Here is a 15,270-nt window from a genome sequence, read left to right on the forward strand (position 1 = left end):
CGTAACCACTATTGCCACTATTCATTACTTATGCCACTGGATACTAATCACTGTGCCGTGTTCCACAGCAGTGCTTGGATTGATGGACGGTATCAAATCTGAATTACCCAGGATCAGAAAAGAATATTGGGAATTGCCTGATGACCATTAAAAAAAAGGTGTTAGCAGCCGCGACTGCGGTAGCGCTAGCCATCACGCCAACGGCAAGCAGCTTTGATCCCACGTATGAGGCAAGTTGCCTAAGTCGCTTTGATCCTAAAGAGGTGCTGCTCGGTTATCAGAAACGCTGGATAGCCGACGAGTCACCGCTGAAAATTGCCGAAAAGTCGCGCCGAACTGGACTCACTTGGGCCGAAGCTGCCGATGCTTCTTTAACTGCAGGCGCTGCCCGTGGCCAAGGCGGTACTAACCATTTTTATGTGGGCAGTAACAAGGAGATGGCACGGGAATTTATTGACGCTGCGGCCATGTGGGCCAAAGTATTTGATAAGGCCGCAGGTGAAATCCAAGAAGAAGTCTTTGTCGATGAAGGCCAAGACGGTAAAGAGATCCTGACCTTTGCCATTTACTTTGCCTCAGGTTTTAAGGTGCAGGCGCTATCGAGTAATCCCTCGAACCTACGCGGTATGCAAGGCAATGTGACCATTGATGAGGCCGCGTTCCACGAACGCTTGGCCGAAGTACTAAAAGCGGCATTGGCGCTGACCATGTGGGGCGCGAAGGTACGCTTGATCTCCACCCATAATGGCATTGATAACCAGTTCAATGAGCTGATTAATGATTCCCGTGCGGGTAAAAAAGATTACTCCATTCACCGTGTCACCTTAGATGATGCTTGTCACGAGGGGCTGTATAAGCGTATTTGCCAAGTGCGCGGCATCGAATGGAGCCAAGCGGCCGAGGATGACTGGAAAGCAAAATTACTCAAAGCCACAGCCACAGAAGAGGATGCGTTAGAAGAATACTTCTGCGTGCCAAAGTCGGGCGGTGGTGCCTATCTTAACCGCGCGTTAATCGAAGCCCGCATGGCCAGCGTGACAGATAGCGGCCCCGTTGTTCGCCTTAAAAAAGACGATGCTTTTGGACAATGGCCAGAGGGTTTACGGGCGGCGGAGATCTTTAAATGGTGTGAGGATGAACTAAAGCCGGTTCTCGATAGCTTAGACCCTGCGCGCCCCCATTGCTTTGGTGAAGACTTTGCCCGTAGTGGTGACTTAACCGTGATTGACGTGGGTGAAATCGCCCAAGACTTGCACATTAAAACTAAGTTACAGGTTGAGCTTAAAAACATTCCCTTTCGCCAACAAGAGCAGATCCTGTTTTACATTGTGGACCGCTTGCCACGGCTGAGGGGCGGCGCGATGGATGCGCGCGGTAACGGCCAAGCGTTAGCGGAATACGCCCAGGATAAATACGGCAGTGAAGTGATCGCCTGCGTGATGCTGTCTGAGTCCTTTTACCGCGAGCAAATGCCACGTTTTAAAAGTCACTTTGAAGATGGGCTTATCACTATTCCAAGGGACGACGACACCAGTACTGATCTGCGGGCCTTAAGCATTAACCGTCGAGGTACGCCATGCCTTGGCGATGTACGCACAGGCCAAGAAAAAGAACGCCACGGTGATGCCGCAATCAGCCTGTTCTTGATGGTATACGCCTCCACCTTAGACGGTGCCCCCATAGAGTTCACCCCCATTCCTAGGAGTGATCACCGTAATCCGAATGCCCATGCAAGTGCCCATGAGGATGATGATCATCAAACGCAGCGAGGTTGCTGGTAATGCAAGAAAAAACAACTGAATCACGTATTTTGGACGCCAGTGGTCGGCCGTTTAAGCAGCGTGAAGCCAAAGCACTGCAGACCGACGATGTACGTTTAATTGGTTTGCAACGTACCTTTAGCCAGCACCCGAGTAGCGGGTTAACGCCCGCCAGTGCGGCCAATATTTTGCAGGCCGCCGAGCAAGGTGATCTCATTGCTCAATGTGAACTAGCCGAAGATATCGAAGAGAAAGACGGCCACCTATATGCCGAGTTAGACAAGCGCAAACGGGCGCTGATCGGCGTGGATTACTATTTAATACCGCCCCGTAACCCGACGCCACAGGAAAAGGCCGACACTGAATATCTGCAAGAAATGCTCGAAGAAGGTAACTGGATAAAGACGCTCATTAAGTCAATGAGTGATGCCATTCTCAAGGGCTTTAGCATGCACGAGTTAGCCTGGACGCGAGAACTAGGGGAATGGTTTATTGAAGTGCCAGAGTATCGCGATCCGTCTTGGTTTATGACTCACCCTGAGCGGCGCAACGAACTGCGCCTGCGTGATGCCACGGTCAATGGCGCTGACCTGTGGCCCTTTGGTTGGATCAAACATATTCATCCAGCCAAGTCGGGCTATGTTAGCCGCAGTGGTTTAGTGCGTCAGTTAATCTGGCCGTTCATTTTTAAAAACTACAGTGTGCGCGACTTAGCCGAGTTTCTGGAGATCTACGGTTTGCCGCTGCGTATTGGTCAGTATCCTGCGGGTGCCAGCGATGAGGAAAAGCGCGCCCTGTTAAATGCTGTGATGAGCATTGGCCATAACGCGGGTGGCATTATGCCAAAGGGCATGGTGATGGATTTTGAGAGTGCCGCCACAGGTCAAGCCGATCCCTTTGATTTGATGATTAGCTGGGCTGAAAAGACCATGAGCAAGGTGATTTTAGGCGGCACCTTGACCAGCCAAGCAGATGGTAAAAGCTCAACCAATGCGCTCGGTAACGTGCATAACGAAGTACGCCAAGAGCTGCGCGATGCAGACCTTAGCCTGATTGCCGAAACCTTAACCCGCGACTTAGTGGCCCCTTTATATGCGCTTAACTGCAAGAGTTATCAAAGCCATCGTCGTCATCCTCGTTTAGTCTTTGATACCACAGAGGCCGAAGATTTACGCGCCTTAGCGTATCCGCTGCGGGCGTTCGTCAGCATGGGCATGCAGATCCCACAAAACTGGCTGCATGAAAAGACCCGTATCCCTAAGCCCGCTAATGGCGAAGCCGTGCTGGTGATCCAACAAGAAGACCCTAATGCCAGCGCTGCAGGCGGTAATGACAATCAGCAGACGGCATTGGCCGCACTCTCTGCGACAGAGGGGGCGGCTAACCCGTTGAGTGAACCGAGCCAAACCGCCTTAGATAAAGCCTTGGATGCACTCACTCAAGGGCAAATGAGCGAAGCCTATATGGCGATGGTAGAGCCATTACTGGCACAACTGCAGAGCGAGCCGGAGCAGCTGCGGGCGCAACTGGAAAAGGACTATCCCGCCATGGATACCGAGCAGCTTACCGAAACCTTAGCGCGGTTAATGTTTGTGGCTGAGTTGTGGGGTATTGCCAATGCCTAAAACCGTTGATTTAAGCATTGCCATTAACCAAGCCCCCGCCGATGCGGTGGCTTATTTTCGTGCCAAAGGCTTTGCTATCAGTGACGATTGGCAAGACGTGTGGACCCGCGCCCACGCCCGTGCGTTTACGGTGGCCAAGGCGGCACAGATGGATGTGCTCACGGCGATCCGTAATGAAGTGGATGCAGCCCTAAGCCAAGGGTTAACTGCTAAGCAGTTTCAGGCCAACCTTAAACCTCAACTCGAAAAGCTCGGATGGTGGGGTAAAAAGGAAGTCGATGGCCGCGAGGTACAGCTGGGTAGCCCGTATCGGTTAAACACCATCTATCGTCAAAACCTGCAAACCGCCTACATGGCTGGGCGCTATCGGCGCATGTTATCGCGCAGCAAAACCCATCCCTATTGGCAGTATGTGGCGATAGATGACGGCCAAACACGGCCAGCCCATGCGCGGCTTAGGGGTAAAGTGTTCCGCTTTGACGATCCAATATGGGACATCATCTATCCCCCCAATGGTTGGGGCTGTCGTTGCCGCGTTCGGGCGTTAACTGAAGCGCAGGTTAAGGCGATGGGGATCACTGTGGAAAATGGCGAAGGCTATATCCATCGCTTTGACACTGAGACAGTCGCACGGGGAACGGGTGAAGTGTTAACCGTGCCCCATGCGCGTATCGACCTGCCCGATGGCAGCAGCATGAGCCCCGATTTAGGCTGGGCCTATAGTCCAGGCGAAGCCGCCTTTGGTACCGACGTGGCCGTCGCTAAAAAGCTTGGCACTATTCAATCCCTCGATACCCGCGCGCAGTTTATTCAAGCACTCAATAATAGCCCACTGCGCCACGCCCAGTTTGCCCAATGGACGGATGAAGTCCTTGCCGCCAATCCAGGGCAGAAACGACGACCAGGCTTAGGCGTACAGGCTCTAGGTTTTATGACGCCCTCTATTCAAGCCGCAGTGACAGCGCGTTTAGGGCGAGAGCCCAGCGCCTTACTTGCGATAAGGGCGCGTGAGCTGACAGCAAAAAGCGGGCTTCAATCTAGTGTGGTAAAGCGATTACCTTTGATGTTGACAACACCTGAGACAGTAATATGGGATAGCGAAAATCAACAATTGCTGTATGTCTATCCTGCTGCGGATGAGAGCGATGGCAAAGTGATCATCAATATCGAATGGCAGCTAACGCGCCAGCCTAATGAGGGCGAAGTGCAGCTGCTGACGTTATCGCTGGCACAATTACAGCAAGCCCAATACCAAGTGATTGAAGGCAAGTTAAGAGGGTAGGGATATGAGCAAGATTGATATCAATCTTAGCAATGACACTGTCATACTGGTGCTAACTAGCTTGATGGAAAGGCTTGATGATTTAACCGAACCCATGAACGATATTGCCGCTATTCTAGAGTCATCCACAGAAGGTGCGTTTGAAGCAGAGGCCGATCCCACTACAGGCCAAGCCTGGAAATCCTTAAGTGATGCCTATCTTAAGGCCAACCCTAAACGCCAGGGCGGTAAAATCTTACAGGCCAGTGCTGGCGGGTTAACCGCCAGCGTGACTGCCGACAGCGGTGACTTTTGGGCATCGATTGGTAGCAATAAAATCTATGCCGCTATTCACCAATTTGGTGGCATCGACGATATGTCCGCAGGCCCAGCGGGTATTCCGGCACGACCATACTTCGGCGTAAGCCGTGAGGATGAGCAGTCTATGCTAGGGTTCTTGGGAAGCTATTTGCTGTAAGAATGTGTTGTAAAAAGAGGGTTGAATGGATTTGTCTGCTAACGCCCTCAGACACGATTTAAGCGCCTAAGCCTTCAACTTGGTATAACGGCTTATCTAAAAACCACTTAAACGCTTTAACAAGGATTTAAACGGGTTTTAAACTGGGTTAGAGTAGCTAAAGTTATAACTCTAGTTAGGGAATCATGGTGGAAGGGTACAATTGGGGAATTATTGGCGTTGTTTTGGGTGTGATCTTAGGTTTCACATTGAACCTTATAAAAGATTGGATTCAAAATCGTGCCAAAAAAAACACTGAAATTTTTTATTTGAGTGTGTTAGTCATTAATAAACTAGATCGTTTTAGCTCTGACTCATTAGAGGTCATAGCTGATAATGGAAGTCTCAGCAGTAATGGGGAGTATTCCCCAGTGATCAAATGGCCTGACTTTGAACCATTGTCAATAGATGTTAATTGGCGGGTTTTACCTGAAAAGCTTATTCTGGATATTTTTAGCTTCCCTTCAAAAATTAATTATGCCAACTATTTGATTTCTGGTGCTTTTGGCAATTATTCTTGTCCACCAGACCATGATCTTGGTTTTGAGGAAATGCATTATCAATATGCAATTTTAGCTCTAGAGGCTATGGAACTAGCTAATCGACTCAGAAAATTGAGCAAATTAGCTATGCCAGAGTATAAACAGCACGAGTTCAATCCGACTTTATCTCTAACAGAACTTATTAAGAATATCGAAACTAAAAGACGAACAGGTAAGCAAACTGAATCGCCATTCCTGAAATAGATGCGTAAAAGTCAGTATGCTTAAAAATGGTTTAATCTTTGAACGTCAGGTGGTCTGAAATGTCAAAACTAGAATTAAATATTGAACACGCTGTCTCATTTGCAGGAGTTCATGCAAATCATTGTAGGAAATTGATAGAGATAGATGGGCTTTTATCAGCTTTGAAATATTGCACAGTTCAAGATGTTGAGCCACCACAGTGTTCTCTTACCGCAAACTCTCCAAACGCAAATAATTTAAGGCTTAAGGCAATAAGGATGTTGAGTGATGATAAATGGTGGGCTAGACGTCTTGAAAAACTTGAAATTCAAAAATTTGAACAGCAAAGCAGGTTAAGTAAACCTCAAATTATATCTAATGAGACTCTTCAATATCAGGTTTCTAAGAAACGTAAAGTAAGTTTAAAAAGTTAATATTAATCCCGAAACCTTTCCAATCCGCTAGTTAGTCCCACTCGATCATGATGGGCACTCAATGTTATTGAGAGTGCCATTGTGTCAAAAGCTAAATCCACTAACCAAAGCCACTTTATTAACCTCGGCGTTGCTGCATTAAGCAGTGCGCTCACGGTTTTACCAAGTACCTGCGCGGGTTTTCAACTCGGTGAAGATGGTTATATCCAGGCATTGCCTGATGGCCACTTTAACGCCGTAGATGGTCGCCCCGAAGATGTGCCTGGTGGCAGATGGTTAATGGATGAGGTTGCCTTTGCTGCGCTTAAGGCAAATACCCCTCACCAAGCTGGTGATCTCGTTATCGACTATGAACACCAAACCCTCAACAAAGAACAAAACGGCCAGCCCGCTCCTGCTTCTGGCTGGTTCAATATCGATGATGTGCAGTATCGACAAGGTGTTGGTTTATTTATTAAGCCGCGCTTTACTGATAACGCTATCGCCCACCTAAACGCCAAAGAGTATCGCTATTTCTCTTTGGTTTTTGGATACGACAAGGCCACAGGCCGCCCGCAATTTATCCATTCAGCAGCGTTAACTAACCGCCCTGGTGTCGATGGCATGTTGCCATTAGCATCGCTGGCCGCACTGGCCACTCTCAATGCAAACGATCTTCAATCCACCCCATCGGAGGGACTCCATGTGAACCCACTAATACTAAAACTCTTAGCCGCCCTAGGTATTGAGATTGCCGAAGGTAGCGAGCCAACCGAAGCACAGCTTAACGATGCGTTAAAGCGCATTGACGATCTGGTTAAAGCGGCGGGCAGTGTCGATGGCCTTAAGCAAGAAGTGGCTGCGTTAAGCGCCAAGTCACCATCAATTGACCTAAGCCAGTACGTTCCAGCGGCCACGGTCGCTGCACTGCGCACGCAACTGGTGGCACTCACCGCTGAAAACGGCGTGCTTACCGTTGAACAAACGGTTAAGGCGGCGATTGATGAGGGTAAGGCCTTCGAGTGTGAGCGCCAATATCTTATCGATCTAGGTAAGCAATCCATGGCAGCGCTGACTGCCAACTTGGGTGAGCGTGTGGCTATTGCCGCATTAACGGCCAAGCAAACCACCACGGTTGATAAGCCAGAAAAGAAAGACCCGCAACTGGCTGCATTGACCGCAGAAGATAAGAGTGTGGCGGCGCAAATGGGCTTGAGTCTTGAGCAGATGGCAGCCGCGAAAAAGGCTTCAGTCTAACGGTCAACTGTTTATTTATTCACTTTTCTAAGGAGTCATCCCAATGGGTATTGTCAATTCCGCCACATTAAATGCGTTACGCACTTCATTTAGCATTAAGTTTCAGGGCGCCATTAGTGGTGTAGAAACTCAATATAACCAGATTGCCACTGTCGTTCCTTCGACGAGCAAGTCCAACACCTATGGCTGGCTTGGGCAAATGCCAGAGTTTAAAGAATGGGTGGGCGATCGTCAGTTTAAAAACCTACAAGAGCACAGCTACAGCATAGAGAACAAAACCTTTGAAGCCTCGGTTGTCGTCAAGCGTGATGATATTGAGGATGACAACCTCGGCGTCTATGACCCTATGGTCAAGATGATGGGTGAAAAAGGCGTGAAGTTCCCTGATAAGCAAGTGTTCGACCTACTCAATGCGGGTTGGACAACGCTTTGTTATGACGGCCAAAACTATTTTGACACCGACCATCCCGTCAACGCGACACATGATGGCAGTGGTGCTGATAGCTCTGTGCCTAACGTCATCATCGATCCCGCTTATACGGGCGAGCCTTGGTATCTGCTTGATGTATCGCAAGTGCTTAAGCCGCTTATTTACCAAGAGCGTCGTAAGTTGTCGCTCATCACCAAATTTAATCCCAACGATGAAAGCGTTTATGTCAGTAACAACTTCAGTTTCGGTGCGGATTTGCGCTGTAACGCGGGCTTTGGTTTTTGGCAAATGGCTGTCGGGGTGAAAGCTGATCTGACACTTGAAAACGTGTGGGCGGCGATGGAGATGATGGGCAAATTCACCTTTGATGGTGGTGAGCCTATGGAACTGAATGGCACCTTACTGGTGGTGGGCAATGGTAATAAGCGTAAAGCACTACAGCTGAAAAACCGTGAAAACATCGCCGAAGGTGGCACGACAGTCTCTAACGAACTGCAAGACATGATTGAGGTGTTGGTCAGCCCGCGCATCAAAAAATAACCCGTTCTGAACAGCGAATCGCAGGCACAAGGATGCGCCTGCACCCCAACATTGAGTGAGGTAACAATGAAATGGCGAATCCTTCTAAGAACATTCAAGTCCTGTTGGTTATCTGTCTTGCGCACACTGGCTACCGCCGTGCGGGCATGGCGCTTAACAAAGGCGAAAACCTTATACCGCTGGCCGAGCTGTCGGATGAGCAAGTTGCAGCGTTTGAAGCTGATCAGCGCCTTAAAGTATCCGTGCGTGATATGGCACCAGCGTCGGGGAGTATGGACATTCCAGACGGTGATCAGACATTAGGCACAGATATCACAGGCACGCTCACTGGTGTGAAAGAGCCCAATGGTGAAGAGAAAGCCTTGGGTGAACTGTCAGTAAAAGAGCTGAAAGAACTGGCAAAAGACTTGGCGATCACGGGTGTTAACTCGATGAATAAAACTGACTTAGTTAGTGCGATTCAGGCCGTAAAAGTCACAGTGCCAGGTGAAAACGAAACGGCTACCCAAAGCACTGAAACGCCTAGCGCTGAAACGATAGGCACTGAACCATCGGGCACCACCAACGAAGCAGGTGAGTAGCCATGGCCCAATTGATGTACGCCACCCCTGACAACATGCTGAGCCGCTTTGGTGCACAGGATTTAATGCTGCTTACCGAACGCGAAGGCAGTGTGCCAGGGGAAATCAATACCGTCGTGCTTGAGCAAGCATTGCGCGATGCGTCGGCCGAGATTGATGGCTATATCGTTGGCCGTTACACCTTGCCGTTAACCACAGTTCCCGCCGTATTGGAGCGTAACTGCTGTGATATCGCCCGTTACTTCTTGTATGGCGATAAAGCCCCTGAACAAGTCGAGAAACGCTATACCGCTGTGGTGAAGTTTTTAACCGCAGTGAGCAAAGGCGATATCAGTTTGGGGCTAGCTGATACGGGAGAAGTCGCTAGCCAAAGTGAGCTAGTGGTCAGCATCGACAGTGCAGGCAGCGTGTTTGGCCGCCGTGCATCTAAGGGGTTTATCTGATGTTTGAGATTAAAGATAACTACCTTGCTGCAGGTGATGCGCTGACTCAAATACTTGAGCCATTAGTGACGAGCCAGAAGCTGAAAAAGGTCTATCAAGCCAATGAGCTAAGCGAAGTGGATGAGCGCAGCCAAATCACCCCCGCCGCCCATGTGCTGTATATGGGCGATACGCTGGCGGATACCGCACAAGGCGGCAACACCAGCCAAATTAAGCAGACTTGGCTTGTGGTATTGGCTTGCCGTTTATCTATCCACGAAGGCCAAGCAGGTGAGCTATTAGTCAGCCTGTTAAACGCGATTGTGGGTAAGTCCATTGCGGTGGATGGTCAGATGCTTGGCCCCTTTGTGCGCGTTAACAGTCCCGTTAAACCCCGTTTCACTAAAAGCCACGGTTATTACCCCGTGGCGTTAAGTGTGATTTTGAGATTCAAACCTTAACAACCTAAGAGGAACTCACCATGAGTGGATTATTAGTCGCAGGCAACTTCTTTATTGACCGTCTAAATGCCCAAGGGCAATCAACGGGGATCATTGGTCCCATCAACACCACTAAGCTCGCCATTAAAACCGAAGCCGACGAAAAGGTACGTCCAAGTAAAAAGAAAGACAGCTACGGCCAAGCCTTAAGCGTGGTGAAAATTGCAAAACCTGTTGAGGTGGAATGGTCCTTCGACGATCAACCTGCCGAACTGATTGCTATGGCACTGCTGGGTGATACCCAAGTGCTGAACACGGGCAGCGGCAACTTAACCGATGAAGCCGTGACCTTACCAACCAATCAACGTTGGATACAGCTACCTGAAAGTAACTTTGCCGCCCTCGGTTTTGTGGTGAAGAAAGACGCTACCACCTTAGTGTTGGGCACTGACTATGAGGTGAACTATGCCCTAGGGCTAGTGCGCGCCGTAAAAGGCGGCGCAATTGAAGCGGGCGGCGCGGTGACGGTGACAGGCCAACATAACGCCATTTCTGGCACGCTAGTTCGTGGTGGCATTAGTGCCCAAACCCGCGCGCGGCTCTTCGGTGAAGGTAAAAACCTCGAAACAGGCAAGCCGATTAAGCTCGAAATTTTCGACGCCAGCTTATCGCCCACAGCGGCGCTCGATTTTGCCGCCAGTGAGTTTGTGAGCGCCACCCTTGCGGGTAAAGCCCAGTTAGTCGCGGGTAAGGATCATCCGTTCGAGTACCTAGAGCTGGATGCGTAAGCGGTTTTGCTTAACCCAAGGGCATAGCCGTACTCAATTGCCATGCCCTTTAATCCCCATTTAACCGCTGTTTAAACACCGATTATTTAGATACTAACGAGATAGCCATGGCTGATAAAACCTTAGAACTCGCCCTGCGGATCGTGGCAGAAGCCACGGGCAAGCAACACATTGCGGCTTTAGTCGATGAGCTTAAGCGCATCGGCACTGAGTCGGATGCGGCGAATCCTAAGACGCAGGCGCTCGCTGATGAACTCGATGGCGTGAGTGATGCCAGCCAAGCAAGTGCTAACCAAGTTGATGAACTCAAAAATAGCCTTGATCCGTTAAGCAACCAGTTAGACCAAGTGGCCCAAAGCGGCCGCAATACCAGCAACCAAACAGAGCAGCTCACTAATGACCTCAAGCCTTTAGCAACTGGGCTTGATGACGTAGGCGATAGCAGCCAATCGACCAGCCAAAAAGCCAATACCTTAGCCAATAAGCTCGATGAGTTGGCTAACCAGCAAGACCTGATCAACACCTTTAAGCGGTCACGCAATGAGCTTGAACAACAAGAGCTTGCTGTCACTGCCGCCGCCTTAGCACTGCAGGACTTAAAGCAACGTGCCAGCCAAACGGATGCGCCTTTTGTGCAGCTGGCACGCTCTATTGATGTGGCAGAAAAAGAGCTGGAGCAAATGCAGCGCGAGTTAGCGCAGCAATCATCCAGCCACACTAAGCTACAAAATGCCCTGTCAAAATCGGGCATTGACTACAACAACCTGACCACAGCGCAGCGCAAGTTAAGCGCCGAATTTGACGGCACTGGCCGCAATGTCGATAAGTTTGCTAATCAGTTAGATAAGGGCAATGCCAGCGCCCGTGATCATGCCAGTTCCCTGCGTGGCGTGATCGGCCAAGTGACCGCCTTAGCGGGTGCCTATTTGGGCTTTGACCGCGTGGCTCAAGCGGTGAAGGATATTTTTGCCACGGGCGATAAGTTTGAGCGCTTAGGTGTGCAATTTAATGCCTTGATGGGATCTATCGCAGGAGGAGAGCAAGCGACTGCATGGGTGAAGGACTTTGCTAAAAATACCCCGTTGCAGCTTGATGAAGTCAGTCAGGTTTTTGTAAAACTTAAAGCGTTTGGTCTTGATCCTATGAATGGCTCTATGCAGGCCATTGTAGATCAAGCCTTTAAGTTAGGTGGTTCATTCCAAGAAGTCGAAGGCATCTCACTTGCTTTAGGGCAAGCCTGGGCAAAGCAGAAATTGCAGGGAGAGGAAATCCTGCAATTGATTGAGCGCGGTGTACCCGTCTGGGAACTGCTTGAAAAGGCTACAGGTAAAAACACAGCTGAACTACAAAAGCTTAGCGAACAAGGCAAGCTTGGCCGCGATGTCATTAAAGCCTTAATGGATGAAATGGCAAAGGGAGCGGCTGGTTCTGCCGCTGCCAACATGACTTTGTTGTCCGGTTTGATATCTAACGCCAAAGATAATTTAAGCGCGTTCTATGCCGAGGTATCTAATGCTGGTGCTATGGATTGGCTAAAGGGCCAATTAACAGCGCTTAACACTGAGTTCGCCACTATGGCCGCTGATGGCCGCTTAAAGAAATGGGCGACCGAAATCAGTAATGCCATTATTAGCATCGGTGAAGGCGTTAAGAGTACGGCTCAATTCCTGTATGAATATCGCGATACCATTGCAACAGTAGCAGGCGCTTGGGCAGCCTTTAAAGTTGGTAGCTATTTTATCGACATGGCCAAAGGGACTAAGGAGGCTATCGAGTGGTTAGTTAAATTCGAAGCTACTCAGAAAGCTGCATCTGCTGCGGGAGTCGTGCTGGATGGTGGCCTTAAAAATACCGCAAAACTATTAGGTAAACTCGGTTTAGCAGGCGCTGCTGCGTGGGGTGTTACTGAAATATATGCTCTGGGCGAAGCGATTTGGGCATTGATTAAAGCGGAAGCCGCCCTTGAAGAAAGTAGAAAGTTTGCAGCTAAAACAGAAGAAGAAAAAAATGCCCGTTTAAAAGAATTCAATGAAGCCACTGGAATACAATTCCGCAATATGGCTGAAGTACTGCAAGCCGAGAAAGATGGACTGATTATTTATGATCTGAAAGCCAGATCATACAAAGCTTATAGCGCTGAATTGGCGATTCAAAATGCCGAAGTACTCGCCCAAGAGGCAGCTGCTCGTGCAGCAACCGAAGCCACTAAAGATCAAACTGATGCGACTACTGCTTTAGGTTCCGCAACTAAAGCGACCGTTGAACCGATTAAGTTAACGATCGACCAAGCCATCAAGCTGACTCAGCAGTTAACTGAACAAGCGACATCACTCGATACTTATACTGGTTATATGGGCGGATTTATTCGCCAGTTAGATTCAGTCATTCTCACCTTTCAAGCCGCAGGTAAAGAATATGCTGGCCATGTTGAGGTGCTTAATCAGCTTAAGCTTAAGTATGAGGAGCAACAAAAGTACCTTAATGCCACTGCTAAAGGGACAGAGGCACTAGAGCAAGCCTATAAGGACTTAGGGCTCACCAGTACCAAGTCATTACAGGATACAGCTGATAAATCTAAAGCTGCGTTTGAGCTTATCCGCGACAACAAAGAACCTATAGATCAAGTCCGTGATGCTTTTATTAACTGGGCTAAGGCAGCCATTGTTGCGGCGGAAGCATCTGGCAAGACAGTTCCTGCGGGACTGAAGGCACAAGCCGCTGCCCTGCAGTTAAGCGACGAATATCAAAAGTTGATCCATAAATCGAAGAACTATAGTGATGGACTGCAGAATGGTGTCACCCCTGCACATCAACGATTAGTAAAAGATATTGCCGATACCACAACCGCGTTAGGTAAAAATCGCACTGCATTAGCGGGTAGTACTGCTGCCAATACCAGTAACAGCGAAGCTTTGGTGGAACTTAAAAAGAACACCGAAAAGCTTAAAGAGCAGCAAGAAAAACTGAATGAAGTTAAGGCGCTTGAAATTGCTAATTATCAAGAGCTAAAAGGCAAATATGCTGCAGTAAACGAGGAAATGCTGCGCCTAGAGAAAAGCTATCAATCTGGTGCACTGTCGGCTGAAGAATATCAGCGACAAAAGGATCGATTAATTGAAGTCCTTAATGTACTGCGCGAGCTTATGGGCGATGTTCCAGATGGTATGGAAGACTTAACTGATAGCGAGAAAGACGCTGGCATTGAGGCGGGCAGAACGACAAAAACGTTAATGGAGCAACGCGAAGAACTGGAGGAATTAGAGAAGAGCACTGGCCGCGCCACTGAGTATGTAAACCTATTTGCGGGTGCCTATGCCCACTTAAACAAACAGTTCAATTTTAACGAAGATAGCACCGAAAAACTTAACGCCCGCGTTAATGAGCTGACTAAAAGCATCATGAACAATATGCGGGTGAATACGGGCTTTTGGGGTGTGCTGGCACAGCTCAGTAACCAAGCTTTTATCCGCGAAAAGCAGATCATTAATGAAACCTTACTGACCCGTAAATGGACTGAAGAACTCGAAAGCTCAAGCATTAGCCTCGATCGTGTCAATCAAATTAGCCGCGAGGCAAAGTGGAATATACGCGAGTTAGGCGACGAAGATCTTAAGCCACTGCAAGCGGCCATTGATGCTACCCGTGATCGTATTCTCGGCCTACGTGACGATATCAACGCGACCTTGGGCAGTCTCAAAGATGAGATGGATAAGCTCAATAATAACCAAGCCGCTATTGAGAAGCGCCGCTATGAACAGCAACAGGCTGAGCTTAAGGCGCAGCTCGATGCCGCACGCACGGCCCAAGATAAAGAGTCCATCGCCAGTGCCCAAGAAGCTCTGCAACTGAGCCAGCAAATCTACGCCACCAAACTAAAACAAATCGAAGCAGAGGCGGTAGAACGTAACGCGCAGGCGATCGAGCGTGCATCGAGCAGTGCAAGCACTGCGACGAATTCCACTCGCAGTACTGCAAGCCAACCCACTTCGGCATCGGTGAGCAATCAGAACACAGGCGGCAGCGTACAAATTTTTCGGCTAGAGCTGGCAATGCCGTCGGGCAATGTGGTGAAAGCCGATTTGCTTGATGAGTTTAAGCAGCTGTTTTTGCGCGAACTAGAACAGATTAAGGCAACCTCATGATCACCTTAGACACGCTTCAATTACCGCATTTTATTTGGCTTAACCGCTTTGGTTATACGCCCTTTGTGAGTAGCACTGAGTTTGCTCTCGATGGCTCGCAGCATGTTGAAGTCGCGGCTAAACAAGCAGGGCGTTCCATTATGCTCTTTAGTGATGGCGAATCTTTAAGTCTGTTTGAAGCTCTTGAAAGCCACGCCAATACAAAAGGGGCGGCCAGTTTCAATCTGGATATTAACGGCACTGTTTTTAGCGTGATTTGGGATTACCGCGATCAACCGATTAGTGGTGCACCAGACATTAACTACAGCGATAGCGCCCCCGATGCTGTCGATGCCATCACCCTCAAGTTAATCACTGTTTAAAGGCTGT

At 49.1% G+C, this 15,270-nt stretch carries 14 protein-coding genes; all 14 read left to right on the forward strand.

Annotation, left to right across the window (positions count from 1 at the left end; translation table 11 throughout):
* Nucleotides 1-140 precede the first annotated feature (140 nt).
* Entirely contained in the window at nt 141-1,781 is a 1,641-nt protein-coding gene (locus HUB64_RS18750) for a hypothetical protein (RefSeq protein WP_173497599.1), read from the forward strand.
* Entirely contained in the window at nt 1,781-3,385 is a 1,605-nt protein-coding gene (locus HUB64_RS18755; RefSeq protein ID WP_173497600.1) for a DUF935 domain-containing protein, read from the forward strand. Before HUB64_RS18750 ends, HUB64_RS18755 begins: the two co-directional genes overlap by 1 nt.
* Nucleotides 3,378-4,667, forward strand: coding sequence for a phage minor head protein (locus HUB64_RS18760; RefSeq protein ID WP_173497601.1), 1,290 nt, complete (start codon nt 3,378-3,380; stop codon nt 4,665-4,667). The genes HUB64_RS18755 and HUB64_RS18760 overlap by 8 nt, the downstream gene beginning before the upstream one ends.
* A gap of 4 nt (nt 4,668-4,671) precedes the next feature.
* Entirely contained in the window at nt 4,672-5,124 is a 453-nt protein-coding gene (locus HUB64_RS18765; protein ID WP_173497602.1) for a phage virion morphogenesis protein, read from the forward strand.
* Nucleotides 5,125-5,312: 188 nt separating this feature from the next.
* Nucleotides 5,313-5,909, forward strand: a complete 597-nt coding sequence (locus HUB64_RS18770; protein ID WP_173497603.1) for a hypothetical protein — start codon at nt 5,313-5,315, stop codon at nt 5,907-5,909.
* Between the two features lie 59 nt (nt 5,910-5,968).
* Entirely contained in the window at nt 5,969-6,322 is a 354-nt protein-coding gene (locus HUB64_RS18775; RefSeq protein ID WP_173497604.1) for a hypothetical protein, read from the forward strand.
* A gap of 81 nt (nt 6,323-6,403) precedes the next feature.
* On the forward strand, nt 6,404-7,558 hold the full coding sequence (locus HUB64_RS18780; RefSeq protein WP_173497605.1) for a phage protease: 1,155 nt from the start codon (nt 6,404-6,406) through the stop codon (nt 7,556-7,558).
* Nucleotides 7,559-7,601: 43 nt separating this feature from the next.
* Nucleotides 7,602-8,528 (forward strand): Mu-like prophage major head subunit gpT family protein, encoded by a 927-nt coding sequence (locus tag HUB64_RS18785; RefSeq protein WP_173497606.1) that lies wholly within the window; start codon nt 7,602-7,604, stop codon nt 8,526-8,528.
* 71 nt (nt 8,529-8,599) lie between these two features.
* Nucleotides 8,600-9,109 (forward strand): HI1506-related protein, encoded by a 510-nt coding sequence (locus HUB64_RS18790; protein WP_173497607.1) that lies wholly within the window; start codon nt 8,600-8,602, stop codon nt 9,107-9,109.
* A 2-nt stretch (nt 9,110-9,111) separates the two neighbouring features.
* A complete protein-coding gene (locus HUB64_RS18795; RefSeq protein WP_173497608.1) occupies nt 9,112-9,552 on the forward strand; it encodes a gp436 family protein in 441 nt (146 codons plus the stop codon).
* Nucleotides 9,552-9,992 carry a hypothetical protein gene (locus tag HUB64_RS18800; protein ID WP_173497609.1) on the forward strand — a complete coding sequence of 147 codons (441 nt, stop codon included), beginning with the start codon at nt 9,552-9,554 and terminating at the stop codon, nt 9,990-9,992. The genes HUB64_RS18795 and HUB64_RS18800 overlap by 1 nt, the downstream gene beginning before the upstream one ends.
* 20 nt (nt 9,993-10,012) lie before the next feature.
* Nucleotides 10,013-10,759: a hypothetical protein gene (locus HUB64_RS18805; protein WP_173497610.1), complete on the forward strand. Its 747-nt coding sequence runs from the start codon at nt 10,013-10,015 to the stop codon at nt 10,757-10,759.
* Between the two features lie 107 nt (nt 10,760-10,866).
* Nucleotides 10,867-14,901 carry a tape measure protein gene (locus HUB64_RS18810; RefSeq protein ID WP_173497611.1) on the forward strand — a complete coding sequence of 1,345 codons (4,035 nt, stop codon included), beginning with the start codon at nt 10,867-10,869 and terminating at the stop codon, nt 14,899-14,901.
* Nucleotides 14,898-15,263 (forward strand): hypothetical protein, encoded by a 366-nt coding sequence (locus HUB64_RS18815; RefSeq protein WP_131525971.1) that lies wholly within the window; start codon nt 14,898-14,900, stop codon nt 15,261-15,263. The genes HUB64_RS18810 and HUB64_RS18815 overlap by 4 nt, the downstream gene beginning before the upstream one ends.
* Nucleotides 15,264-15,270 lie beyond the last annotated feature (7 nt).

Source organism: Shewanella sp. ISTPL2 (assembly GCF_013283205.1).
Lineage (GTDB): Bacteria > Pseudomonadota > Gammaproteobacteria > Enterobacterales > Shewanellaceae > Shewanella > Shewanella oncorhynchi.